Genomic DNA, 24,356 nt, shown 5'->3' with positions numbered 1-24,356 from the left:
TGCGTACCTTGGGCCGGTCTTCCGGCCCATTTTTTTGCGCGTCTTGTGGGCCGCCGCGGTGTGTCGAGCGGATGCGTCGGGTATTCATGGCTGAACGGGACTTATTCCTCGCTTTCGATCGGTGCGGCGATGCGAAAACCGGTATACGAACGCGACTCTGTTATCCTATGCGGATAAGATGACATGGCATCCACACTCTTTCTGCATAGAATCGCGCTCATGACCACTCAGGTCTCTCGCCGCTGGCGTCCTCGTTCGTTATTGCAGTTGGTAATGCTCGCCTTTGTGATGGTGATGCTGCCAATCGCTGTGCTCATGTTTCAGGCCGGCCAGGCACTCTCCGAGCTCTCGTCGCTGGCCGATGTCAGCGCGCGCCAAGCGGTGGAGCAGACCCGCCGCGCCCGCACCTTGAGTAACCTGGCATTGGAAATGGAGCGCAGTGCGCGTCAGTACGCGGTGCTGGAGCAGGAAGGATTGCTCAGCATCTATACCGAGAAAGCCCAACGCTACGCGGAACTGCTCGACGAGCATGCTCCCTTGCTGCCCGACGATCCCGATATCCCGCGCCTGCGTGAGCAACTAAGCCAGCTCGAGGCGTTGCCGGACAAGCCAATCGACGAGTTCCGCGAGCAGTTGGCGGCGTTCGGCGACTTCTCCCAGCGCACCGACAACGTTCGCCAGGCTACCAACCAACTGATCGATGAGCGTATCGAAAACATTCGCGAGCGTGCCAGCACCGTGCGTGGGCAGTTGTGGATGCAGACTGCCGCGCTGGTCTCGGTCAGCCTGGGGCTGATGCTGATCTTCACCTGGCTGATCATCCGCCCCATCCGCCAGCTCGAGCGGCGGATCTTCAGCCTGGGCAGCGGCATGGAGCCGGCCTCGTCGCAGCATATCCAGGGGCCGGCGGAGCTGGTTAGTCTTGGCGAGCGGCTGACTTGGTTGTCCGGACGCCTCACCGAACTCGAGGCGCAGAAACAGCAGTTTCTGCGCCACATGTCCCACGAGCTGAAAACCCCGTTGGCCAGCGTGCGCGAGGGCACGGCGCTGCTATCCGATGGTGTGGTCGGCGAACTCAGCGAGCGTCAGCGGGAAATCGTGGGCTTGATCGATGTCAGTGGTCAGGAACTTCAGGCCCTGATCGAGCAATTGCTCGACTATAATCTGTTACAGCACAGCCGAGGACTCAAGGTGACGCGTTTCGACTTGGTCACGGTGATCCAGGAAGTGCTCGCCAAGCATCGTTTGGCGCTCGACAAGAAGGGCATGCATGTCGACTGGCCTCGGCACACGCCCTTGCCCTGGCAGGCCGACCGCGAGCGTACCGCCAGCGTTCTCGACAATCTGATTTCCAATGCCATCGCCTACGGTGAGAATGGCGGCCAACTGGCGCTGCGTGTTCGGCAACATGCGTCATGGCTGGTGGTCGAAGTCGCCAACACCGGTGAGCCTATCGACGACAGCGACCGCGCGCGTCTCTTCGAAGCCTTCTATCAGGGTCGCATGCGCCGCCAGGGTGCCCTCAAGGGATCGGGCATCGGCTTGTCGGTGGCCGCCGATTGCGCCAAGGTTCAAAATGGACGCTTGGAGTTGGTCGAGGATGACACCTTCCCGGTCTGCTTCCGACTGACATTGCCCGAGGTGACGTCGCCGGAGGAAGGAGCCGATGGCGACGACGCTTCCATAACGACGCCGGCCACGACGACGCCGGCGCTAAACGCAAGGAATTCGAACGCATGAACATCCGGATGCTGCTAGTGACGCTGTGCGCTGGCTCACTGCTGACCGGGTGCCAGTGGATGACGCAAGAGACGTCCGCTCCGGCAGCCCCGGTCACTTCCTGTAATGACGACATCCCCAAGCTGGCCGACAATGTCTGCCTGGTGGATGATTGGATCGCCTTCGGTCTCGCCTCGCAACGCGGTGATAGCGAGTGGCGCGACACTATGCTCACGCGCCTCCGGGGCGACATGCCCCATCTCAAGCTGGCGCGCGCCGCGGTACTGTCATGGGGCGAACGCGATGGCTGGGAACAGGCATCCGAGCTTTACAAGGCCGATATCTCGGCGGCGCCGAGCCGTTTGCAGCCTCTGCTGCGGCAATGGCTCAACGAGCTCGAAGCGCGCCGCGATTTGGCCAGCGATCTCGCCCAGAGCGAATCGCGCCGCCAAGCGTTGGGACGCGAGCGCGATGACCTCGCCGAGAAACTCGACGCCCTGACGGCCATCGAACAGAGTATCAACTCGCGCCATGAGCAATCGCCATGATGTCGCGACGGTTACCAAGGAGAGATTCGTGAAGCACGCCGCCGCCCATATTCTGCTGGTCGATGACGACCCCAGCCTCCTCAAGCTTTTGGGCATGCGCCTGGAAAGCCGAGGTTACCGTGTGACCACTGCCGAAAGTGGGCGGCAGGCGTTGGAGTGTCTCAACGAGGATCGCCCCGATCTGGTGCTTTCCGACTTGCGCATGGATGAAATGGACGGCATGGCGCTGTTTCGCGAATTGCAGCGCCGCGCACCCGGCATGCCGGTGATCATTCTGACCGCGCATGGCTCGATTCCCGATGCGGTGAGCGCCACGCGGCAGGGCGTGTTCAGCTTCCTTACCAAGCCGGTGGACCGCGATGAGCTGTTCGCCGCCATCGAAGAAGCCCTATCGCAGACGCCGGGAACGCATGGCGCCGGCGACGATGCTTGGCGCGCCGAGATCATCACCCGCAGCCCCCAGATGGAACGCATCCTCGAGCAGGCGCGGATGGTGGCGGCGTCCGATGTCAGCGTGCTGATCACCGGGGCTTCCGGCTCGGGCAAGGAATTGCTCGCCAACGCCATCCATCAGGCCAGTGGGCGTGCCGACAAGCCGTTCGTGGCGATCAACTGCGGCGCACTGCCCGAACAACTGCTGGAAAGCGAATTGTTCGGCCACGCCAAGGGGGCCTTCACCGGCGCGGTCAGCCAGCACGAGGGGCTTTTTCTCGCCGCCAATGGGGGCAGCCTGTTCCTCGACGAAATCGGCGACATGCCGCTGACCTTGCAGGTTAAGCTACTGCGCGCGCTGCAGGAGCGCCAGATCCGCCCGCTGGGCTCGACCACCTCGGTGCCCATCGATGTGCGCATCATTTCCGCTACGCACCGCGATCTCGACCGCGCCATGCACGAGGGCGACTTCCGCGAGGATCTCTACTACCGCCTCAACGTTGTCAACCTCAAGCTGCCGGCACTCAAGGAACGCGCCGAGGACGTGCCGTTGCTCGCCAAGTACCTGGTGGGACAGGCTGCAGAGCGCCATAAGCCCTTCGTCAAAGGCTTCTCGTCGGAAGCGCTCAACCTGCTGGCCTCCAGCGCCTGGCCGGGTAATGTGCGTCAACTGGTTAACGTCGTCGAGCAGTGCGTCGCGTTGACCAGCTCGCCGATCATTCCCGAAGCGCTGGTGGCGCAGGCGCTAGCGGCCGAGGAGAACGCCCTGCCGTCGTTCAACGAGGCGCGCGCGGGGTTTGAGCGCAGCTATCTCGTCAAGGTGCTCAAGATCACCGAGGGCAACGTCACCCAGGCCGCGCGCATCGCCGGGCGCAATCGCACCGACTTCTACAAGCTGCTGGCCCGGCACGACCTGGAACCGAGCAGCTTCAAGCCCAGCACCCAACCGCAGTCGGCGCAGAACGACGACACCCAGCCGCGTCGGGTGCAGCGCTAAGGCGCGTGTTCAACGTTTGAAACGGCGCTTCACTTCCACTTTGAGCCGCCCCTCACCGAGCCGCGCCGTGAGGGCCTGGCCGGGCTGAGTGTCGTGTGCGTTGCGCACGACGCGGTGCTCGTCGTCTTCGAGAATCGCATAACCGCGTCCCAATACCGCCAGCGGGCTGACCGCATTGAGCTCGCGCGCCAGCGCTTCGAGCCGTTCCCGGGATTGATCGAGCCGGCGCGGCAGGGCGGTATGTAGCTGACGTTCTAGCGTCGTCAGGCGTTGCCGATACGCCTCGATGGCAAGGCGTGGGTCCTGACGTTCCACGCGGCGTGTCAGTGTCTCGTGATGCTGATGCTCACGGTCGAGTCGCCGCCGCATGGCCAGGCGCAGACGCGTTTCCCAGTTCTCCAGGCGCCGACGTTGCTCGGCCAGACGCTCACCGGGATGGCGCAGCCGCACCCGGGCATGATCGAGACGTTGGCCGTCGCGCTCCAGCCGCGCCTGCATGGCGCGTGTCAGGCCACGTTCGGCGGCTTGTAGCTGGGCCTGGCGCTCACGCCAGTCGGGGGCCAGGCGCTCGGCGGCGGCGGAAGGCGTAGGCGCGCGCTCGTCGGCGGCGAAATCCGCCAGCGTGACATCGACTTCGTGCCCGACTGCCGACATCACCGGCAGCCGGGAGTGATGAATCGCCCGCGCCAGATGCTCGTCATTGAACGCCCATAGATCCTCCAGACTACCGCCACCGCGCGTGATCAGCAGGGCGTCGACGGTGTCTTCCGGCCTCTGAGTGCGCTGATTGGCCTGGGCGATGGCGCGAATGATCGCCGGCGGCGCCTCGCGGCCCTGGACTGGCACCGGCAGGATCGTCACCTCCAGTGCCGGCCAACGGCGGCGCAACACCGCCAGAACGTCACGAATCGCCGCCCCGGTGGGCGAGGTGATGATGGCCAGATGGCGCGGCGGATTCGGCAGCGGCCGCGCGTTGACGAAGACACCCTCGGCGGAAAGCTTCGCCTTGAGCCGCTCGAACGCCGCCAGCAGCTCGCCTTCCCCCGACGCCTGCACCGCCTCGACGATCAGTTGATAATCGCCACGCGGCTCGAACACCGACACGCGCCCGCGTACTCGGAGCCGGTCGCCGTCCTTGAGCGGCGCGCGCATCAAGCGCGCCCGGTTGCGGAAGAACGCGCAGCGTAACTGTGCGCGATCGTCTTTGAGCGTGAAGTAGATATGCCCCGACGCCGGCCGCGCCACGCCCGAAATCTCGCCCTCCACCCAACACTCGCCGAAGCCGCGTTCCAGCATCAGACGGGCCTGGCGATTGAGTTCACTAACGCTGAGGGCGGTGGGGTTGCCAGTGTCGTCCATCGCAGGCCTCGCAAGATCGGGTAAGTTTGGAAGAGGGAGTCTAGCATTGTGACCACGCACCATCGCTAGCGAGAAATCCACGTCCACGCTTATGCGACCAGCGTGTGGTTAGATGTATTTGAGAGCCGTGCTCCTTAGAGGGTGAATTCCGGACTGGGCGACCCCGGCGTCGGGCCCTCGAGCGTGATGACTACCTGCTCCAGCATGGCGGTGATCTCGCGGGTGAGAAAGTCGGCAAAGCGGGGATTCCTTATCGTCCGGTCGACTGTCTCTGTGGGCAGAAAGCGGGCCATTTCACCCTGAAAAGCCGTACCTGACACAATGCCGGCTAGACGTGATTGCATATCCCTGGCTCGGTCAGGGTAGTGTTCTATGGTGTAGTCCTGAATCTTGCGCTTGACGAGCTCGACGTCGGGAGATGCGCCTTGCTGCTTGAGCCAGGCCAGGTCCCAGATGTCACGATGCCGCACGTATTTCTTTGTGTTGACCAGTGAGATCAGCTTATCCGCCATGACCTCCTCTAGGCTTTCCGTCACGATCAGCAAATCATCGTAGCCATCCGGTAGAAAAGGGTAGTGGATCTGGAGCGCATGCGCTTCCCGCGTGCACGCCGGAAGGCTGGCCACTTCCAGTTTGATGCGCTGCTTGGGGATGTCCTTTCGAGCTGGTGCCGTCAAGACGGAAACCTGCCATTTGTCGATACGAATGTCCCGGTAGCCAGGCTCTTCGCGCAGCTCTTTCGGTTCCTTGACACTAACCTTGAGCTGGTAGCGATTGCTGACATAGTCCTCGATGCACTCGCGGATGCGGGACAGATGTTGGCTGCTGAAATCCCAACCGCCGGCAAAATCCAAGTCTTCGCTGAAGCGCGGCGAGCCCTGACACAAGCGCAGCGACGTTCCTCCCTGAAAGGTAAGCCGATCCAGGAGCCGTTCCCGTTCGAGTGCGAACAGGATGTCGAGATGCAGCAGCTCTTTCTCGATGACCGGGCGCATAGCGGTTCGGCCGGGTTGTGCCATCGCGCGAGCGACCAGTTCATCGAAGTTGGCGCGTTCAGTGTGCATGCGGCAGGCTCGCTTCATCGACAAGATGGGTATTGCGCCCGACACGCTTGAGGTCGGCCCAGGCGGCTTGGGGCGTTGCCAGCCGCAAGGGACGTCCAACGTCGCGCATCCGATCAAGCAATTGGGGTACAGATCGCTTGGTATGGGTGAATTCAATGGTGCCATAGGGGGTTCGATATTCCCCTTTGCGGCCTGTGGTCATGATCGTCAGTCGATCGACAGGAATCTGTGAGATTGCGCCGTATTCCGAGAGTGCGGATTCGAGGCTGACATAGCTGTACTCGCCACGGCGCATGGTCTTGGCGATTCGTTCGAGAAGGTCGGGGTCATGGTTCCGTGACAGCTTGTAGACATACACGCCGCGACTGACTGCCTCGAGCATGCCATGTCGACGTAGTCGATTGATTCCCTCCTGAAGCGTCTTTGGGCTGTCTTCGGGAAAGATCTTGGCCAGGTCCGAGAGAGTAAATACAGACCGGTGTTGGCGGTCCCAGTAGTCGAGACGCTCACGGGCGGTGATCTGATTCATCAAGTATACACAAATGCTATTTATAAATAGTTTATGTGTAGACTTGGTGCGTGGCAAGTAGAGCCTGGTGCACAGAATATCGTGCCCCGTGCGCCCGAGGGGCGGCACGGGGCCGGTCGGTTCAGGTCTTGTTGTTTCAGACCTGGCGGTGTCAGGCCTTGCTGGTTTTGGCTTGCCACAGCTTGGGAAGTAGCCAGGGTAGTACCAGCAAAGCAAGTGCCGCGATCCAGAGGCCGAGCGAAATGCCGGATTGCCACAGAATACCGAGATCGCCGCCGCTGATGGATAGCGCGCGCCGCAGGTTTTGCTCCATCAATCCCCCAAGGACATAGCCCAGAATGACGGGAGCCAGCGAGAAGCCCAGCTTGCGCAGTAAGTAGCCGAATATACCAATAATGAGCATTAGGTAGATGGCGGCGAGATTGGAATGGAGCTGGAAAACGCCGACGAAGGCCAGAATCGCGATGCCTGGCACCAGCACCCAGCGTGGAATCGTCAGCACGCGGGCGAAGACGCCGGCCAATGGCAGGTTGAGCGCCAGCAGTACGATATTGCCGATATACAGCGAGGCGATCAGGCCGCCGGCGACTTCAGGACGTTCACTGAACATCATGGGGCCGGGGGTGATGTTGTAGAGCATCAACGCGCCGAGTAGCACCGCCGTCGTGCCGGAGCCGGGGATTCCCAGTGTCAGCATGGGAACGAACGAGCCCACCGCCGAGGCGTTATTGGCCGCCTCCGGCGCCGCCAGGCCGCGCATGTTGCCCGTACCGAACGAATTGTCCTTGTCGCTCAGGCGCTTCTCCGTGGTATAGGCGACCGCGCCGCCCACCGAGGCACCGGTGCCGGGCAGGATGCCGATGATGAAGCCGATCAAGCCCGAGCGTCCCATCGTCCACTTGCAGGTCACCACTTCCTTGAGGCTGATGAAGACGCGTCCCAGCGGTGGGAGGCCGTCGTTGCCGTCCTTGCGGTTGGCGTGTTCCAGCATCAGGAGGATCTCGCTGATCGCGAACAAGCCGATGATCATGACCACGAAGTCGATGCCGTCGTACAACTCGGGCAGGCCGAAGGTATAACGAAGCACGCCGGTGCTCGAATCGACGCCCACGGTGCCGATCAAGACCCCCAGCACGGCGCCAATGGCGGTCTTGACGGGATCCTTGCCCATCATCACGGACATGGAGGCGAAGGCGAACACCATCAGTGCGAAGAATTCGGCGGGACCGAACATCACCGCCACTTCCGCCAGCAGCGGCGCGAACAGCGTCAGGCCGATGATGGCGATGGTCGCGCCGACGAATGAGCTGACCGCCGACAGGCCGAGCGCCGGTCCGGCCAGCCCCTTCTTGGCCAGCGGGTGGCCGTCGAGCGTGGTCATCACGGCCCCGGCATCGCCGGGCACGTTGAGCAGAATGCTCGACATGCGCCCGCCATACTCAGCGCCCGTGTAGATGGCGGCGAGCAGGATCAATGCCGACTCGGCGGGCAGGCCGAGCGTATAGGCCAATGGCATCAGGATCGCAATACCATTGATGGGACCAATGCCAGGCAATGCCCCAAAAAGAGTGCCGAGAAGCGCACCGAGCAAAGCCAAGCCGAGGTTCAGCGGGCTAAGAGCAACGTCGAAGCCATGGATCAGGAAATCGAACATGAGAAGGCTCCGTTATAGCAAGGGCTCGACCCAGTAACCACTAGGCAGCGAGATCCCCAAGGCATGCGCAAAAAGGAAATAGCTGATGACGGCCATGAGCACACCGGTCAGCAGTGCCTTACCCCATGACGCACCAAAGATGCGAGATAGGCTTGTGACTGCCAGCAGTGAGGTGATGATGAAGCCGAGCTTGGTGAAGAGCAGGGCATAGACCAGGAGCGTGACGAGCACCAGCAGCAACTTCACGCCGAGCTGGCGACCGGGCCACGCCTCGTTGGTGCCGGGTTTCACGATCAACACGCTGGCGAGCGCAGCCAGCAGGATAGCGAGACCGAGCGGAAAGGCACGGGGGCCTACGGGGTCGTAACTGAAGGGCACTTCCAGTTTGATGGCCTGAACGGCGACGAACGCCGCCAGACCGATCAGGACGATGCCCAACAACCGGTCGGCGGCGAGTTTCATTGCTTCAGACCTACTTCTTTGGCCAAGGATTCGAACTGATCGACCTGCTCCAGCACGTAGTCATTGAACTCGTAGCCGAAGCGCGACATTGGGAAGAGGCCCCGCTCCTTGCGCAGTTGGGCGAACTTTTGGGACTGGGCGAGCTGGGACATGCGTTCCACCCACTTCTGGTAGGCCTCGTCGCTGACGTTGGGCCCCATGTAATAACCGCGCCAGATGGGCCATTGCACGTCATAGCCCTGCTCCGCTGCAGTGGGGATGTCGGCGTAAGGGCCACCCATGCGCTCTTCGGACAGCGCGGCGAGCACGCGGATCTTGCCGCTTTCTAGTTGTGATTTGAGCTCGGAGAGGTCACCCGTAAAAACCTGGATGTGGTTGCCCAGCAGTGCTGCCAAGGCTTCGCCACCGCCCTCGAAGGACACGTACTTGAGCTTGCGCGGCGAGAGATCGGCGGCCTTGGCGGTGAGCGCGGCCTTCATCCAGTCTTGGCTGCCCACGGTTCCACCCGCCCCGAAGGCGATATCGCCCGGTGATTCACTCAGGTCCTGCATGAGATCATCGAGGTCTTGCCAGGGCGCATCGGCGTTGACGACGATGGCGCCATAGTCGACCCCCAGGGCACCCAACCAGCGGACGTCATCAGCGTCGTATTTGCCGAACTTGCCCAGCGCCAGGTTTACGGCCGCGCCAGTGCTGGCGGCGACGATGAGGTTGGGATCGTCGTCGCGCACGCCATTGACGTGATTGTAGGCCACCGCCCCGATGCCGCCCGGCATGTAACTGACGGCCATGGGCTTGTCGATCATGCCGGTCTTTTCCAGGCCATTGGCGGCCAGGCGACAGGTGAGGTCGTAGCCACCGCCCGGTTTTGCGGGCGCGATGCATTCTGTTGCGTCGGATTGCGCTTGCGCGCTGCTAGCGGCCAAGATACCGCCCATCAGCGCTATTATGCTTGTGTACGTGGCAAGCCCTTTGTTGATCTTCATGGCGAACTCCTGTTCTCTTGTTTTGCGCTGCATTAGGAATAACGAGAATGGTGCTGATGTCATCGCCACGGATGACGAATACCGATGCTAGGCAGCCAACCTTTCATCAACCTGTCACCTAACGTTTATCTACATGAGACATTGGTCGTATGCGCCTGCTCGTCATCGAAGATGATCCCCTGATCGCGCGCTCGCTGGAGCAAGCGCTCACCCCGCTGGGCAACACCGTCGATGTGTTCACGCACCATGCGCAGGCACGCGAGGCCCTGCAGAGCGGGCAGTTCGATCTGGTACTGCTCGACCTGGGGCTGCCCGACGGCAACGGCCTGACGCTGCTGGCGGAACTGCGCCAGCGCGGCGATACCACGCCTGTATTGATCCTGACGGCCCGCGACGGCATCGATGATCGAGTGGAGGGGTTGGATCTCGGCGCCGACGATTACCTCGCTAAGCCGTTCTCGCTCGCCGAGCTGGAAGCCCGCGTGCGTGCCTTGCTGCGCCGCAGCCAGCAGCGCGTCGACAATCGTCTGACGTTCGGCCCGCTGGCCTTCGACGCCGCCTCGGGCGTCGCCACGCTAGATGAGCAGGTGCTCGATTTGCCACGTCGTGAACTGCGCTTGCTGGAAGGACTATTGCTGCATGCCGGCAGCATTACGCCGCGCGAGACCCTGGAGAACCGCCTTTTTGGATTTGGTGATGTCGGGTCCAACGCGCTGGAAGTGTACATAAGCCGCTTGCGCAAAAGGCTCGATGGCAGCGGGCTGCGCATTCGCACGTTTCGAGGCCTGGGCTACCGGCTCGAGGAAGCCTCCCCGTGATCGAGGTGGATGGCACACTGAAATCCCGCTTGGCCTTCTGGTTGTTGGCGACCGTCAGCGTGCTTGGCGTGTTGTTGCTAGTCGAAGCCTATTTCAGCTCGCAACGCGCGGCCGAGCGCGCCTATGACAGCCAGCTCGAGGCCGCTGCCTTGACGATCGCTGAAGCCATACGGTGGGAAGGTGGTCAGCCAGTAGTTGAAATCCCCTCGGCGGCGTTGCAGATCCTGGCGACGCGCCACCAGGAGCGCGTGTTCTATGCCGTACTGGATGCCAAGGGCCAAACGGTGTCGGGTAACCTGGATATCGGCATTCCTCCCGAGTGGCGCCGACGAGTGTCCTCACAGCCGACATGGTTGAATGACACGTATCATGGCACCCAGTGGCGTCTTTATGGACGGGAGCTCGATTCCGCTGGCTGGGAGACGCAAGATCCGGTGCAGATCTGGGTCGGCCACACGATGTCGGGGCGCGACGCCCTGACCGAGATGCTCTTCGAGCAGGCGGTCACGCGCTTCGTGATCATGGTGCTGCTGGCGGGCATCCTGATGCTCCTGGCGATGCGCGTGGCGCTCGCGCCGATTCGACGACTACGTCAGCAACTGCGGCGTCGCGATGCCGATGACATGCGCCCGTTGGATGCTCGAGTGCCAGAAGAAATGCGTGAAATGGCGGAAACCTTGGACTCCCTTTTTATGCGCCAGCGCGACGGCCGAGAAGCGCTATTACGTTTCACTGCAGATGCCAGCCATCAACTCAAAACGCCCCTCGCGGGATTACAGACCACGAGCGAGTTGGCCTTGCAAAGCGATAGCCCCGATGCCTGGCGTCAGGCGCTCACCGAGGTCCATGGCAGTGCCGGACGTACGAGTCGTCTAGCCAGTCAGCTATTGAGCCTGGCACGCCTACGCCATGCCGTGGAAGCAAGCGCAACAGCGCGTATCGATGCGATGGCGTTGCTGCATGAAACGACTTTCGACTGGGCGCAACGTGATGTGTCGCAAGCCCATGACATCGGCTTGGCGTCTCTTCCCGCATCACCGCAATACATCCAAGGCGAGGCGTGGGCTTTGCGCGAGTTGTTAGGCAATTTGATCGACAATGCCCTGCGTTATACGCCTCCCGGCAGCGTTATTACCCTAGGCGCTGTGTGTCATGCGCAGACGTTAGAGTTATATATCGAGGATGACGGGCCGGGTGTGCCGCCCGAGACGCTGGCGCACTTGCATCGCCCCTTCGAACGCGGCGGTCGTCAGGACACCGAAGGCTCCGGCCTGGGATTGGCTATTGTGGACTCGATCGTGCGTCGTCATGAGGCGCGGATGCAGGTCGAGTCGGCGCAGAAGAACGGGCTGAAAATCCGCCTGTTTTTTCCTTATCTCACTCAACATGAGGAGAAATGATGCCGATTCGCCGTGTGGCGCTCGTATGGCTTTTGGGGCTTCTGGCACCGAGCTTCGCCTGGGCCGACAACCCGCTCGTTGTCGAGGCGGCGCTCGACAGGGAGGTCGCGGCGCCCTTGCTGGACGCCTTCGAGGCGGCCCATCCGCACATCCAGTTGACCTTCCGCGATCGCTCAACGCTTGAAGTCGACGCCCGCGTTGCCAATGAAGACAATCCGCCCGATGTCGTCATCAGTTCCGCCATGCCCTGGCAGATGGCGCGGGTGAATGAAGGCTACGCTCAGCGTCTCGACTCACCGGCGGCACAGGCGTGGCCGGAGTGGGCCAAGTGGCGCGACGAAGTGTTCGGTTTCACCTTCGAGCCCATCGTCATGGCCTATCGGCTGGACCTATCGCGCCATATGCTGCCGCCGAAGACCCATGCCGACCTGCATACGCTGCTCACACAGCACCGCGAGACCTTACGTGGCAAAGTCACCACTTATTCGCCTTTACGCAGTGGCGTTGGTTACTCGCTCTTTCAGCAGGATGCGCGCTACACCACCCGGTTCTGGGATCTCGTGACTGCCATGGGCGCGACCGATACGCATCTCGAGGCCAACACGCGGGCCATGCTCGAGGGGCTCAGCGAGGGGCGCTACTGGCTGGGCTACAACCTGCTCGGTTCTTACGCCATGGTGTGGGCGCAATCGCATCCCGAGGTCTTTGTGCAGGTCCCCCAAGACTACTCGCTGGTCATGATGCGCATGGCGTTCATTCACCGCGACGCCCCGCACCCCGCGGCGGCCCGGGCGTTTCTCGACTTCCTGCTGGGCCGCGAAGGGCAGCGTGTCATCGCCGGCGAGACGCCGCTGTTCAGCGTGCGCCCGGATGTCGTGGGCCCCTACACCGCCCAGCGGCTGCGCGACCAGGTCGGGGAGCGCTTGTACCCGATTCCGCTGAATGCCTCGCTGCTCGCCTTCGTCGATCCTTCCCGGCGCACGGCGTTCATGGATCGCTGGCAGCGGGAGTTCCACCGCTTGGCGCACCCCGAGCCGGCTCAGGGCGCGGCTGCCATCGAATCGCGCATTGACAAACGCTCTCAACGTTGAGAGGACGGGGATAGGGGTTTATAATGGCGGATTAATCTTCCCCGCACCCGCTTTCCCCACAGGTGTCGCAACATGCTACGTATAGCGCAAGAAGCTCTTACGTTCGATGATGTCTTACTCGTCCCCGGCTATTCCGACGTCCTGCCCAAGGATGTCAGCCTCAGATCCCGCCTGACTCGCGACCTTTACCTCAATATCCCGCTGCTTTCTTCCGCGATGGATACCGTGACCGAAGCCCGCCTGGCGATTGCCATGGCGCAGGAAGGTGGCATCGGTATCATTCACAAGAGCATGACCATCGCCGCGCAGGCGACGGAAGTGCGCAAGGTGAAGAAGCACGAGAGCGTGATCGTCAAGGACCCGGTGACCGTCAGCCCCAAGGCGAAGCTGGCCGATCTGCTCGAGATGGCCGACGAGTACGGCTACTCCGGGTTTCCGGTGGTCGAGGGCGACACCCTGATGGGCATCGTCACCGGGCGTGACATGCGTTTCCGCCCCGACAAGGGCGATAGCGTGGCGGAAATCATGACCCCGCGCGAGAAGCTGGTCACCGTGCCCGAAGGCACCTCGCTGGACATCATCAAGTCCAAGCTACAGGAACACCGCATCGAGAAGATCCTCGTGGTCGACGATCAGTTCCGCCTGCGTGGCTTGGTCACCGTTCGCGATATCGAGAAGGCGCGCACCTACCCGCACGCCGCCAAGGACAGCGACGGTCGCCTGCTTGCCGGCGCTGCCGTGGGCACCGGGCCGGAAACGCCGGATCGCATCGCCGCGCTTGCCGAGGCGGGCGTCGATGTGGTGGTGGTGGATACCGCACATGGCCATTCCCAGGGCGTCATCGAGCGCGTGCGTTGGGTCAAGGAGCATTATCCGCAGGTGCAGGTGATCGGCGGTAACATCGCCACCGCCGCCGCCGCCAAGGCACTCGCCGAAGCCGGTGCGGACGGCGTCAAGGTCGGCATCGGCCCCGGCTCCATCTGCACCACGCGTATCGTCGCCGGTGTCGGCGTGCCGCAGATCTCCGCTGTTTCTGATGTGGCCGACGCGCTCAAGCCATTCGACATCCCGCTCGTTGCCGATGGCGGCATCCGCTTCTCCGGCGACCTTTCCAAGGCCATCGCCGCAGGCGCCAGCACGGTGATGATCGGTGGTCTGCTGGCCGGCACCGAGGAAGCCCCGGGCGAAATCGAGCTCTATCAGGGCCGTACCTATAAGGCCTATCGCGGCATGGGCTCCATGAGCGCCATGTCCCAGACCCAGGGCTCGTCCGATCGTTACTTCCAGGACAAGAACGCTGGGGTCGAGAAGCTGGTGCCGGAAGGCGTCGAAGGCCGAGTGCCCTACAAGGGCGCGATGAGTGCCATCGTCCATCAGCTGATGGGCGGCTTGCGTGCCTCCATGGGCTACACCGGCTGCCACGATATCGACGAGATGCGTACCAAGCCGGAGTTCGTGAAGATCACCGGCGCGGGCTTTGCCGAATCGCACGTGCACGATGTGCAGATTACGAAAGAGGCCCCCAACTACCGGGCGGGCTAACTCAAGCTTGATGCCGGAAGCTTGAAGCTGGAAGTGGCCGCGCGCCGCTTCCAGCTTTCGCATTTTCGGCCCTTGTTGCTTCTCAAAGGAAAGGCCAGATGACCGACATTCACGCCCATAAGATCCTGATTCTCGACTTCGGCTCCCAGTACACCCAGCTCATCGCGCGCCGCGTGCGCGAGATCGGCGTCTACTCCGAAGTGCGCGCCTTCGACATCAGCGAAGAAGAGATCCGCGAGTACAATCCCAACGGCATCATCCTCGCCGGGGGGCCGGAATCCGTTACCGAACTCGCCTCGCCGCGCGCGCCGCAATGCGTGTTCGAGATGGGCTTGCCGGTACTGGGGATCTGCTACGGCATGCAGACCATGGCCGAGCAATTGGGCGGCAAGGTCGAGGGCTCGCATAAGCATGAGTTCGGCTATGCGCAGGTGCGTATCGACGCCGATAACGCGCTGCTCTCGGGCATCAAGGATCATGTCGATCACGAAAGCGGGCGTGCGCTGCTCGACGTGTGGATGAGCCACGGCGACAAGGTCGGCCAGGTGCCGGATGCCTTCACCGTGACTGCCTCCACGCCGAGTTGCCCCATCGCCGCCATGGCGTGGGAAGAAAAGCACTTCTACGGCGTGCAGTTCCACCCTGAGGTGACCCACACCCTGCAAGGCCAGCGCATTCTCGAGCACTTCGTGCTGAATATCTGCCAGGCCGAGCGGTTGTGGACTCCGGCGCAGATCATCGAAGATCTCTGCGAGCGCGTACGCGAGCAAGTCGCCGACCGCCACGTGCTGCTCGGCCTCTCCGGCGGCGTGGACTCCTCCGTAGTCGCCGCGCTGCTGCACAAGGCCATCGGTGATCAGCTGACCTGCGTGTTCGTCGACAACGGCCTGCTGCGCAAGAAAGAAGGTGACCAGGTGATGGAGACCTTCGGCCAGCACATGGGCGTGCGGGTGATCCGCGTCGACGCCGAGGATGAATTCCTCACCAAGCTGGAAGGTGAGGCCGACCCCGAGGCCAAGCGCAAGGTCATCGGCAACACCTTCATCGACGTGTTCGACCGTGAAGCCGCCAAGATCGACGGCGTCGACTTCCTCGCCCAGGGCACCATCTACCCGGACGTGATCGAATCCGCCGCCAGCAAGACCGGCAAGGCACATGTCATCAAGTCGCACCACAACGTCGGCGGCCTGCCCGAGACCATGAAGCTCAAGCTGGTCGAACCGCTGCGAGAACTGTTCAAGGACGAAGTGCGCAAACTCGGCCTCGAACTCGGCCTGCCGTACGACATGGTCTACCGTCACCCCTTCCCGGGACCGGGCCTCGGCGTGCGCATCCTCGGCGAAGTCAAGAAAGAGTACGCCGACATCCTGCGTGAAGCCGACGCCATCTTCATCGAAGAACTGCACAACTTCGACTGGTACCACAAGACCAGCCAAGCCTTCGCCGTCTTCCTCCCGGTGAAATCCGTCGGCGTCGTCGGCGACGGCCGCCGCTACGAATGGGTCATCGCCCTGCGCGCCGTCGAAACCATCGACTTCATGACCGCCCGCTGGGCCCACCTGCCGTATGAGCTGCTGGAGAAGGTCTCCAACCGCATCATCAACGAGATCAGTGGCGTCTCCCGCGTGACGTACGACGTCAGCAGCAAGCCGCCCGCGACGATTGAGTGGGAGTGATCAGCCTGGTAGGGCAGGCCCGCGCCGCCTAGCCCTGCTGCATCATACGACTCATACGAAAGCCTGCCTTTACCGGCAGGCTTTTTTTGCTCATCAGGCGCTATACGATTGAAATCGATCACGCCGCCAACAATCAACAGAATTTCTTGGCGAATATCGAAGGCCGTCTCGGTGACTTCGGCGACCAATTCGAGGAGATCCGTCGGCCGTTTCGAGTTCCTCGGTCACCGGAGACTTGTTGAAAAAATAAGAGTCGGCTTCGTTACACACCATCGCGAAGCCGTTTCGCGAGAAAGTCAACAAAGGCTCGCACTCGGGCCGGCATGTTTGCTCCACCGACAAAGACAGCATGCACCTCTTCGGCGTCGCCGGGATTAAAGTCCTGCAAAATCGGAACGAGTCTACCGGCTTGAATGTGAGGGTCGACCAGGAATTCACCAAGCCGCGCTATGCCCATTCCAAGCATGGCAAGTTGGCCAAGCGTTTCTCCGCTGTTTGCTTCGATACCGCCCTTTATTGGGAGCCATTCGACTGCCCCATCTACAAGAAATGGCCATGCAGTTTCAGTTCGCAGAAAATTGAAATTCAGGCAGTTGTGAGAAAGCAGGTCCTCTGGCCGTGTCGGCGTACCAAATCGTGCGAGGTAATCGGGTGAAGCAGTGACTATGCGTTTCACTGTACCCAGTTTGAGAGCCGTCAGGCTGCTATCAGGCAGTTTACCGAACCGCACAGCGACGTCCGCCTGGCCACCCGCAATGTCGGTAATGGTGTCGGTCAGAGAGAGATCGACCAGAATATGGGGATAGAGCGCCGCGAATTCCGGAAGCAGTGGGACGACATGCAATCGGCCATGCGAAAGCGAGGCGCTGACTCTCAACCGTCCTCGTGGGGAGCCTTGATCCGCGATCTGTTGTTCAGAATCATCCAGATCTTTCAGAATCCTTCTTGCGGCTTGCAGATAGGCTTGCCCTTCCGCGGTGAGCGACAGGGATCGAGTGGTTCTCAAGAGCAGACGTACTCCCAGTCTGGCCTCGGTCCGATCGACCGTTCTACTGACAGCAGACGGACTTAGGTTCAGCACGCGGCCCGCGTTGGAAAAACTGCCGTGATCCACAACCGCCGCGAAGATGGTCAACTCGCGAGCGCGGTCTGTACCAACATTGTCTCCTGCGTTCAACGCAATGATCCTTCAGTACTGTGTCCGTAAATGGCCATGAATCGGCACTTTGGTCTCTCTTTTAATTTATCAACGCAAAAAACCTTTGTCGACGACAACTCGTTCGTGCCGCTGCGTGGCGCAACGATGAGCGCTACCTTCTGCCGGTCATACAGACTGGGAAGTTGGCCATCCGTAGTGCGGCGACCGCTGCATCCGAAGCAGGCGTTTGAAGCGTCAAGTTTATTCTCAACGATAGAACAACATGGCAGATCAGGGCGTGCGATTGGCGCCCAAAACTTTCTTTGTTCTAAGTAGCTGACTTTGGATCTCATGGCCCAATAGACGCATCTTGGCAAGCCAGCGCGGTCTTGCGTCAGGCGATCGACCAACAGAGTTACCTGCGTTCAGGATCGATGGGGAGCTACGGGGACTTGCTACGCCCCGAATAGCTCAGCTTACAGGCAGCCTCGATATGCCCTCCAAACCGGTGAGAGACGGTCGTCCGACAGTCGCGTTAGATGGGTCGGCCAGGGGACGATCCTCGAAGAGCTTAGGCCACATAGTCTGCCTGAACTGAGCTAGTGAGCGGACATCTGGGATCGTGTGCTTCCGATCAGGAAATTTCAAGACTCTTTTGCTAGCTACGCAAAGGTCCTTGGATCTTACACAGGGTTATCAGGCTTATATCCGTACTCTATTATGCTTTCCAGATATCAACGCAAATATAGAGTCAGCTGAGCACTGCTCGGCCAGGCAGCATTTCTCTTTATAGTCGGAGTGGTTAGATGAAACCTATTTTTGGGCTTTTGGCGCTTGCAATAGGCGCTTTTGCGGCCGGCGTTACAGAATTTGGGCCTATAGGATTGCTGCCCACTATCGCTGGAGATCTGGATGTATCAATCCCCGCTGCAGGTGTTGTTGTCAGCGCCTATGCGTTTGGCGTCATGGTTGCGGTGCCGCTCGTAACGCTAAGTACAGGTCGAGTACCACGCAGGACGTTGCTGATGGCGTTGTCTGCGATCTTTATCCTCGGCAACGTCTTGACCGCAGTGTCAATCAACTACGAGATGCTTATTCTGTCGCGCGTCGTCGCGTCCATTAATCATGGCGCGTTTCTTGGAGTCGGCTCCATTGTCGCGGCTGGCCTGGTTGCTCCAGAGCGTCGAGCGGCCGCCGTCGGGACGATGTTCATGGGGCTGACGTTTGCAAACATCATTGGCGTGCCAGCCGCTACCTGGGCAGGCGACTATCTGGGGTGGCGCGCTGTCTTCTGGGGAATCGCTGCAATTGGCTTCGTGCAGCTGATAGGAGTTCGCGTAACTCTGCCCGATCTTCCTGGTAACAAGACGTCCAACGTCCGGTCTGAACTCCAGGTATTTATGCAAAAAAACGTCCTGACGGTGCTATTAATGACCGTCATGAGCGCCACTGCCTTGTTCACGGTCTACACCTACATCGCACCGATCCTTCAGACCGAAGCAAATGCATCGGTCAACTTCGTCACGGCCATCTTGGTGGCGGGCGGGGTTGGTATGACACTTGGAAGCTGGCTTGGAGGAAAGTTCGCAGATTTCTCGGTTGATCTAACAATCATCGGCTCGGTGATTATTGTGGCGATCATGCTGAGCGCCTTTGCCCTGTTCATGTCGAACATTTACGTGAGTGCCGTAATTATCTTTGTTTGGGGCGCCGTGAGCTTTGCGCTTGTACCGCCCATTCAGGTGCGGATCATGTCGGCCGCAAGTGGAGCACCAACCCTGGCTTCAGCTGCCAATATCGGCGCGTTTAATCTCGGCAATGCGATCGGTGCAGTGCTTGGCGGATGGGTGATCGACGCCGACTTGGGTTACCCGGCTGTAGCCCTTGTCGGCGCTGCGATGGCGGTGATCACCTTGATCATAGCAGTGTTTTCGCGCGGTCTCACACCGTCGGCTGACGCGCGCCCAATTACAGGTCACTAAGAGACGCTTCGACCAGTTCTGCGAAAAAGGGCTAACACTAAGGAAACGCTCATGTACAAGCACATTCTTATCCCGACCGACGGTTCAGACGTTGCAAAGAAGGGCGTCGACGAGGGCCTTTCACTGGCACAAGGGCTCGGCGCCATGGTGACGATCATGACCGTCACCGAGCAGCTTCATACCTATGCAGGTCCGGCCGGAGGTGCCGGCTGGACTCCCGCACCCAATGAGATGGTGGAATATGAGGCCGGCCGGAAGGAGACTGCCGACAAGATTCTTGCCGAAGCAAAAGCCGCAGCCGGCCGGCTGGGTGTCGAGGCTGAGACAGTTCATGTACCGGATGCGCTACCAGCGGAAGCTATCCTTGCGGTTGCAAAGGACAGCGGCTGCAGCCTGATCGCCATGTCCTCACACGGTTACCGTGGCCTTGATCGTTTGCTTCTGGGAAGCCAGACGTCAGAAGTCCTCGCCCACAGCCCCATACCAGTCCTGGTTATTCGCTAGGTCCACTATGCACATCCAGAAAGCAGGCACTCATTAGGGGAGGGCCCCTAACAATACTTCCTTTCTCTGCAAGGACACGATAAGGAACCGACCATTGAACAGCACGATTGTGGAGTATTCGGCTTTCTTTGATGAAACTTCTTCATCCCAGCGTTTTGTCGCCGATCTTCTGGAAAAAGCTGATATTCGCATCAACGGAGACCGCCCTTGGGATATTCGCTTCAATGCCCATGGTGTCATCGACGAGGCACTCGCGCGTGGCAACCTGGGCCTTGGCGAGAGCTACATGAGCGGTGCTTGGGACGCCGAGCGACTCGATGAGTTCTTTCATCATTTGCTTCGAGCACGCTTGCCCGATCAGATCAATCCCCGCAAGCTGATCTTCCACCACCTACGCACGCGGATGCGCAATCTGCAGACTGCCAAGCGTGCTTTCGAGGTTGGCGAAGCCCACTATGACCTGGGCAACGACTTCTTTTCCGCCATGCTCGACAAGCGCATGACCTATACCTGTGGTTACTGGAAGAATGCCGACAACCTGGACGAAGCCCAGGAGGCCAAGCTGGACCTTGTCTGCCGCAAACTCGAGTTGAAACCCGGCATGCGGGTGCTCGACATCGGCTGCGGCTGGGGCAGCTTCATGGCTTATGCAGCCGAACACTATGGCGTGGAATGCGTCGGCCTGACCATCTCCCGAGAACAGACCGAGTACGGCAAGCGACTGATGAAGCAAGGCCTGCCGGTAGAGTTTCGTCTCAAGGACTACCGTGACGAGACCGAGCAGTTCGATCGCATCGTCAGCATCGGTATGTTCGAGCACGTGGGGCGAAAAAACTACCGCGAGTATATGGAAGTCGTGGAGCGTTGTCTCAAGGACGACGGCCTCTTCTTGTTGCACACCATTGGCAAGAACGTACGCGAAACCTCGCCGGACCCCTGGATCGACAAGTACATCTTTCCCAACGGCGAACTGCCGGCCCTGGGGCACATCACTGATGCTGCCGAGGAGCTTTTCGTGGTCGAAGACCTGCACAACTTCGGCGCCGACTACGACAAAACCCTCATGGCCTGGCATGCCAACTTCGAGGCCAACTGGCACCGTTTCGCCGACACCTACGGCGAGCGCTTCTATCGCATGTGGCGTTATTACCTGCAAAGCTGCGCCGGTGCCTTTCGTGCCCGGAATATCCAATTGTGGCAGTTCGTGCTCAGCAAGAAAGGGGTCCTGGGTGGTTACCATCGGGTCAGTTGACGGCGGCCTTCGTGCCCCGAAGGCCACTAAACCAAGATAGGTGTAATGGTCTCGGCAACCCGCTTCTTTTTACGCAGCCGCGTAACGCGATTGCGTCAACGCAACTTTCTCTGTCGCATTATGAGGTTACTTATGATCAAGCTTTCTTTTCACGATCTTGTTCACGTCTCGAAAGGCGGCACCGTCGCCGACACCCTCGAGAAAACCGCGGACTTGGTAGCGCACGCCGAGGCGCTGGGGTTCAAGCGTTACTGGATAGCCGAACATCACGGCCTGGCCGGTGTCGCTTCATCCGCCACTTCGGTCTTGATCGGCCATGTCGCTGCGGCGACCAGGACCATCCGTGTTGGTGCAGGCGGCATTATGCTTCCAAATCACGCACCGCTCGTTGTAGCTGAACAATTCGGAACGCTGGACGCACTTTATCCGGGTCGAATCGATCTCGGCCTCGGGCGTGCGCCGGGAGGTGACGGACGCGTTATCCGCGCGCTACGTCGGACACTTGAGGGCGGCCTGAATACCTTCCCGTCGGACGTGGAGGAGTTGCGTAGCTACTTCGCGGACGACAGCAAAACCGGTATCGTGGCGACGCCCGGGGCGGGTGCGACCCCTCAGATTTGGATACTGGGTGCCGGCCTTAACGGAGCACGGCTCGCGGCTGCTCTCGGACTACCCTTTGCCTTCGCCTCCCATTTCGCACCGGACGCACTGGATCAGGCACTGGAGACTTATCGCGGCGAGTTTCGTCCCTCTGCGCAGCTTACCGAGCCCTATGTCGCAGCTGGTTTGAACGTCTATGCCGCCGACAGCGACGAAGAGGCTGAGCTAATCGCGTCATCGCAGCAGCAGTTTTCGGTCGAGCTGTTCGCTGGTAAGCCGGGCAAATTACAGACGCCGATCGCTGGTTACCGCGATCGTGCCGGATCGCGGGGTGCCACGACCATCGACCGTGTGCTGCGGTGCTCTGTCGCCGGTGGTCCCGCGCAGATCGTCGCTGGCCTCACCGCCTTCGCCGAACGCACCATGGTCGACGAAATCATGGTGAGTAGCGCGATATACGACCATGGCGCACGCAGGCACTCGCTGGAGTTGACTGCAAAGGCTGCCTCCCAAATCAACGGCAAGCGCACTGATGGCTTTAATGATTGAGGTCACTTGGAGCATTTCCAAGTCACGTGGCCTTAAACACCAAGGCGGCATGTATACGTTGTCGCTGAATGAGGTCAATGCTGATCTCTGCGACAGGGTGGTTATGAGGATAGCCAGGAGTCGCTCAACTTGGTCATGAACGAAGATGTTTCGGCCAGCAGGAAGGAGACGTGCTGGCCTGGAACGACGCGGCGGCGCGGGTATTCGGCTTCGACCGTCAACCAGCCGAGTATCGCAATCTGCTGTGGATGCTGTTTACCGATCCCGAGCTGCGTCGGGTCATTGCCGACTGGCAGACCCAGGCACCGCGCATTCTCTCCAGCTTCCGACGCGACTACGCGCGTGCGGATGGCGACCCTGCCATTGGTAACCTAGTGAAGGAACTCTCCGCGCACTCTCCCGAGTTTCGCCAATGGTGGCACCGTCACGAAGTGGACGCTCCTTGCCAAGGGGTACGCGCGCTCGAGCTCAATGGACTGGGCAATGTCGGTTTCGAGCACGCTAGCCTGATCGTCGACGAAGGCCGGCATCTGCGCCTGGTGGTCTACGCCGTGCAGGAGACGGACCCCCAGGCCGAGGCTTTTGCGCGCTGGGTGGCTGGCGAAAGCGAAGGATAGCCAAGTAGCCGCCGCTTCGGTTCGGCCTCCGCCCTGCGCGACGAGCTACTAGGAGTGAGCGACGGAGCAAGGCTGGTGAGGATGCTAATTGCCACCTCCTAAGCCTGCCGGGCTTTAAGTTAATCATGTTAATCCCAGCTAAAGTTTGAGCCGGTGTTAGCTCTGCAATGGTTACGCTTAATTAATTGTCACTTTTTGGCTGCTGAAGAAAAAATTATTTGGATTGAGACAGCTTGCACATAGTAAGCTTGGGTTAATATAAACGCAAAGGTTTGGTGTATGTATATTAAGCGATGGCTGGTTGTGATGCTAATGCTTTCGTGTGTTTCGGCCTGTGTAGAGAATCCACGAGTGCCACTATCACCGCTAGACCGAACGCAGCTAAATAATATATTTAGCATTAAGATTCCATGGACACCAAGGCTGACCCAGACAGTTGAAGGACGTCCTATGATGTTGGGGGTTGTGTTGTTCGACGGCACTCTCAATAATCGTCTAAATGTACCTGAGGGTGGGCGCCAAACAATAGTTGCTCATCTTTACGAGCGACTGCAGGGTAATCCTTCAATCGAGTTCATAAAATACTACCCTGGAGTAGGTACACAGTCACTGCCTATCAGGGCTGCGATTGATGCTGCTACAGGATATACGCTAAAAGAAACTGCCGAAAGAGCGGCCGACAAGGTCATCGTATCCATTGAAAAGATGCGGAAGGCTACACCGGAAATAGACGTTCGGCTTTTGGTCTCTGGATTTTCGCGTGGTGGAGCGGCAGCTCGGCACTTTATGAACGTGCTGGAGCAACGCTGGGAAGATGAGGTGATAAGAGGTACACCACCACATTTTTACGCGGTAATTTTTGATACGGTCGCTACTGGACAGAGAGAAGCATTGTCACTTCAGGTTCCAGCTTTAGCAGATATGTTCTATCATTTCACATCAATTAACGAACGTCGTGTGTTCTTTAAGCCAATTTTCGATATACCTCAGAGCACAGAGTACAGCCGCATTACCACTTTCCGTATGCCAGGAGCCCACTCAGATGTTGGTGCTTCTTACAGCGCAGGTGTAGGCTTGGAGTACCTAGCTAATGTCGATGCGTTGCTATCGGGTATGGGACTGCTACCGCAACAGTGCTTCACTGTGGAGGGAGATGCTCGCTCACAAGGTAAAAACGATTCACGTTGGCTGCTTGAACAAGGGCTAGGTATCGGGGCGCCTGATACGAAGGATGAACCTAGTTATCGAACTTCTTTTCACCTTCATGCTGAACCTCTACCGATTAACTTCTGGCCCGAATGGAATCGGCGAATGCTATCGCTTGAGTCCTGGGTTCATAGAATAACCGCAGCACTTTGGACCGCCAGGTAGAGGAAGGAGGGCCAGCGCCAGTACCCTCTCGACTTTACCGACCAAAGTGAAGCAGAGCATGGGATA

Annotated in this window: 21 protein-coding genes; 14 read left to right on the top strand and 7 right to left on the bottom strand. The window is 60.1% G+C overall.

What is annotated here, in order from left to right; translation table 11 throughout:
* Nucleotides 1–183 precede the first annotated feature (183 nt).
* From OP494_RS11020 to glrR, 3 genes are read left to right on the top strand one after another with little or no spacing between them, the layout of a single operon-like run.
* Nucleotides 184–1,740, top strand: coding sequence for an ATP-binding protein (locus OP494_RS11020; protein ID WP_280540791.1), 1,557 nt, complete (start codon nucleotides 184–186; stop codon nucleotides 1,738–1,740).
* Nucleotides 1,737–2,267 (top strand): hypothetical protein, encoded by a 531-nt coding sequence (locus tag OP494_RS11015; RefSeq protein ID WP_280540790.1) that lies wholly within the window; start codon nucleotides 1,737–1,739, stop codon nucleotides 2,265–2,267. Before OP494_RS11020 ends, OP494_RS11015 begins: the two co-directional genes overlap by 4 nt.
* Nucleotides 2,268–2,295: 28 nt before the next feature.
* Entirely contained in the window at nucleotides 2,296–3,696 is a 1,401-nt protein-coding gene (gene glrR / locus OP494_RS11010; protein ID WP_280540789.1) for a two-component system response regulator GlrR, read from the top strand.
* A 9-nt stretch (nucleotides 3,697–3,705) separates the two neighbouring features.
* On the opposite strand, the gene xseA is transcribed toward glrR, so the two are convergent.
* The 6 genes from xseA to OP494_RS10980 all read right to left on the bottom strand — a co-directional run bounded on the left by xseA (nucleotide 3,706) and on the right by OP494_RS10980 (nucleotide 9,750).
* Nucleotides 3,706–5,055 carry an exodeoxyribonuclease VII large subunit gene (gene xseA / locus OP494_RS11005; protein ID WP_280540788.1) on the bottom strand — a complete coding sequence of 450 codons (1,350 nt, stop codon included), beginning with the start codon at nucleotides 5,053–5,055 and terminating at the stop codon, nucleotides 3,706–3,708.
* A 134-nt stretch (nucleotides 5,056–5,189) separates the two neighbouring features.
* Nucleotides 5,190–6,119 (bottom strand): nucleotidyl transferase AbiEii/AbiGii toxin family protein, encoded by a 930-nt coding sequence (locus OP494_RS11000; protein ID WP_280540787.1) that lies wholly within the window; start codon nucleotides 6,117–6,119, stop codon nucleotides 5,190–5,192.
* Entirely contained in the window at nucleotides 6,109–6,648 is a 540-nt protein-coding gene (locus OP494_RS10995; RefSeq protein ID WP_280540785.1) for a type IV toxin-antitoxin system AbiEi family antitoxin domain-containing protein, read from the bottom strand. Before OP494_RS10995 ends, OP494_RS11000 begins: the two co-directional genes overlap by 11 nt.
* A 151-nt stretch (nucleotides 6,649–6,799) precedes the next feature.
* Nucleotides 6,800–8,302, bottom strand: coding sequence for a tripartite tricarboxylate transporter permease (locus OP494_RS10990; protein WP_280540784.1), 1,503 nt, complete (start codon nucleotides 8,300–8,302; stop codon nucleotides 6,800–6,802).
* A gap of 12 nt (nucleotides 8,303–8,314) precedes the next feature.
* The gene (locus OP494_RS10985; protein ID WP_280540783.1) at nucleotides 8,315–8,764 is read right to left on the bottom strand and encodes a tripartite tricarboxylate transporter TctB family protein; all 450 of its coding nucleotides are present in this window, start codon (nucleotides 8,762–8,764) and stop codon (nucleotides 8,315–8,317) included.
* A complete protein-coding gene (locus OP494_RS10980) occupies nucleotides 8,761–9,750 on the bottom strand; it encodes a tripartite tricarboxylate transporter substrate binding protein (RefSeq protein WP_280540782.1) in 990 nt (329 codons plus the stop codon). Before OP494_RS10980 ends, OP494_RS10985 begins: the two co-directional genes overlap by 4 nt.
* 149 nt (nucleotides 9,751–9,899) lie before the next feature.
* Here OP494_RS10980 and OP494_RS10975 point away from each other — a divergent pair, with 149 nt between their 5' ends.
* The 5 genes from OP494_RS10975 (at nucleotide 9,900) to guaA (ending at nucleotide 16,277) form a co-directional block, all read left to right on the top strand.
* Nucleotides 9,900–10,568: a response regulator gene (locus OP494_RS10975; protein WP_280540781.1), complete on the top strand. Its 669-nt coding sequence runs from the start codon at nucleotides 9,900–9,902 to the stop codon at nucleotides 10,566–10,568.
* Nucleotides 10,565–11,968 (top strand): sensor histidine kinase, encoded by a 1,404-nt coding sequence (locus OP494_RS10970; protein ID WP_280540780.1) that lies wholly within the window; start codon nucleotides 10,565–10,567, stop codon nucleotides 11,966–11,968. The genes OP494_RS10975 and OP494_RS10970 overlap by 4 nt, the downstream gene beginning before the upstream one ends.
* Nucleotides 11,968–13,059 carry an ABC transporter substrate-binding protein gene (locus OP494_RS10965; protein WP_280540778.1) on the top strand — a complete coding sequence of 364 codons (1,092 nt, stop codon included), beginning with the start codon at nucleotides 11,968–11,970 and terminating at the stop codon, nucleotides 13,057–13,059. Before OP494_RS10970 ends, OP494_RS10965 begins: the two co-directional genes overlap by 1 nt.
* Before the next feature lie 72 nt (nucleotides 13,060–13,131).
* Nucleotides 13,132–14,601 (top strand): IMP dehydrogenase, encoded by a 1,470-nt coding sequence (gene guaB / locus OP494_RS10960; RefSeq protein ID WP_280540777.1) that lies wholly within the window; start codon nucleotides 13,132–13,134, stop codon nucleotides 14,599–14,601.
* Nucleotides 14,602–14,699: 98 nt separating this feature from the next.
* Entirely contained in the window at nucleotides 14,700–16,277 is a 1,578-nt protein-coding gene (guaA, locus tag OP494_RS10955; RefSeq protein WP_280540776.1) for a glutamine-hydrolyzing GMP synthase, read from the top strand.
* 262 nt (nucleotides 16,278–16,539) lie between these two features.
* Here the strand turns inward: guaA and OP494_RS10950 are convergent, their stop codons facing one another.
* Complete coding sequence (locus OP494_RS10950; RefSeq protein ID WP_280540775.1) at nucleotides 16,540–17,454, bottom strand: LysR family transcriptional regulator; 915 nt, start codon at nucleotides 17,452–17,454, stop codon at nucleotides 16,540–16,542.
* 767 nt (nucleotides 17,455–18,221) lie between these two features.
* On the opposite strand from OP494_RS10950, the gene OP494_RS10945 reads away from it, so the two are divergent.
* From OP494_RS10945 to OP494_RS10920, 6 genes are all read left to right on the top strand, one after another.
* A complete protein-coding gene (locus OP494_RS10945) occupies nucleotides 18,222–19,397 on the top strand; it encodes an MFS transporter (RefSeq protein ID WP_280540774.1) in 1,176 nt (391 codons plus the stop codon).
* A gap of 51 nt (nucleotides 19,398–19,448) precedes the next feature.
* A complete protein-coding gene (locus OP494_RS10940; protein ID WP_280540772.1) occupies nucleotides 19,449–19,901 on the top strand; it encodes a universal stress protein in 453 nt (150 codons plus the stop codon).
* A 94-nt stretch (nucleotides 19,902–19,995) separates the two neighbouring features.
* Complete coding sequence (cfa, locus tag OP494_RS10935; RefSeq protein WP_280540771.1) at nucleotides 19,996–21,153, top strand: cyclopropane fatty acyl phospholipid synthase; 1,158 nt, start codon at nucleotides 19,996–19,998, stop codon at nucleotides 21,151–21,153.
* 132 nt (nucleotides 21,154–21,285) lie between these two features.
* Entirely contained in the window at nucleotides 21,286–22,302 is a 1,017-nt protein-coding gene (locus OP494_RS10930) for an LLM class flavin-dependent oxidoreductase (RefSeq protein WP_280540770.1), read from the top strand.
* A gap of 170 nt (nucleotides 22,303–22,472) precedes the next feature.
* Nucleotides 22,473–22,919, top strand: coding sequence for a transcriptional regulator (locus tag OP494_RS10925; RefSeq protein WP_280540769.1), 447 nt, complete (start codon nucleotides 22,473–22,475; stop codon nucleotides 22,917–22,919).
* A 450-nt stretch (nucleotides 22,920–23,369) separates the two neighbouring features.
* Complete coding sequence (locus OP494_RS10920) at nucleotides 23,370–24,290, top strand: DUF2235 domain-containing protein (RefSeq protein ID WP_280540768.1); 921 nt, start codon at nucleotides 23,370–23,372, stop codon at nucleotides 24,288–24,290.
* The last annotated feature ends 66 nt before the right edge of the window (nucleotides 24,291–24,356 follow it).

The sequence above is a fragment of the Chromohalobacter sp. 11-W genome (assembly GCF_029889905.1).
GTDB lineage: Bacteria > Pseudomonadota > Gammaproteobacteria > Pseudomonadales > Halomonadaceae > Chromohalobacter.
The sequence above is the reverse complement of the archived record's forward strand: the minus strand, read 5'-3'. Positions and strand labels throughout refer to the sequence as shown.

Excerpts from the sequence above, each read along its gene's own strand:
- guaB (WP_280540777.1), top strand. The coding sequence starts at position 13,132 with ATGCTACGTATAGCGCAAGAAGCTCTTACGTTCGATGATGTCTTACTC.
- OP494_RS10945 (WP_280540774.1), top strand. The coding sequence starts at position 18,222 with ATGAAACCTATTTTTGGGCTTTTGGCGCTTGCAATAGGCGCTTTTGCG.
- OP494_RS10975 (WP_280540781.1), top strand. The coding sequence starts at position 9,900 with ATGCGCCTGCTCGTCATCGAAGATGATCCCCTGATCGCGCGCTCGCTG.
- OP494_RS10980 (WP_280540782.1), bottom strand. The coding sequence starts at position 9,750 with ATGAAGATCAACAAAGGGCTTGCCACGTACACAAGCATAATAGCGCTG.
- OP494_RS10920 (WP_280540768.1), top strand. The coding sequence starts at position 23,370 with ATGATGTTGGGGGTTGTGTTGTTCGACGGCACTCTCAATAATCGTCTA.
- OP494_RS10985 (WP_280540783.1), bottom strand. The coding sequence starts at position 8,764 with ATGAAACTCGCCGCCGACCGGTTGTTGGGCATCGTCCTGATCGGTCTG.
- OP494_RS10990 (WP_280540784.1), bottom strand. The coding sequence starts at position 8,302 with ATGTTCGATTTCCTGATCCATGGCTTCGACGTTGCTCTTAGCCCGCTG.
- OP494_RS10995 (WP_280540785.1), bottom strand. The coding sequence starts at position 6,648 with ATGAATCAGATCACCGCCCGTGAGCGTCTCGACTACTGGGACCGCCAA.
- OP494_RS10930 (WP_280540770.1), top strand. The coding sequence starts at position 21,286 with ATGATCAAGCTTTCTTTTCACGATCTTGTTCACGTCTCGAAAGGCGGC.
- xseA (WP_280540788.1), bottom strand. The coding sequence starts at position 5,055 with ATGGACGACACTGGCAACCCCACCGCCCTCAGCGTTAGTGAACTCAAT.
- OP494_RS11000 (WP_280540787.1), bottom strand. The coding sequence starts at position 6,119 with ATGCACACTGAACGCGCCAACTTCGATGAACTGGTCGCTCGCGCGATG.
- OP494_RS10965 (WP_280540778.1), top strand. The coding sequence starts at position 11,968 with ATGCCGATTCGCCGTGTGGCGCTCGTATGGCTTTTGGGGCTTCTGGCA.
- OP494_RS10940 (WP_280540772.1), top strand. The coding sequence starts at position 19,449 with ATGTACAAGCACATTCTTATCCCGACCGACGGTTCAGACGTTGCAAAG.
- guaA (WP_280540776.1), top strand. The coding sequence starts at position 14,700 with ATGACCGACATTCACGCCCATAAGATCCTGATTCTCGACTTCGGCTCC.
- OP494_RS11020 (WP_280540791.1), top strand. The coding sequence starts at position 184 with ATGGCATCCACACTCTTTCTGCATAGAATCGCGCTCATGACCACTCAG.
- OP494_RS11015 (WP_280540790.1), top strand. The coding sequence starts at position 1,737 with ATGAACATCCGGATGCTGCTAGTGACGCTGTGCGCTGGCTCACTGCTG.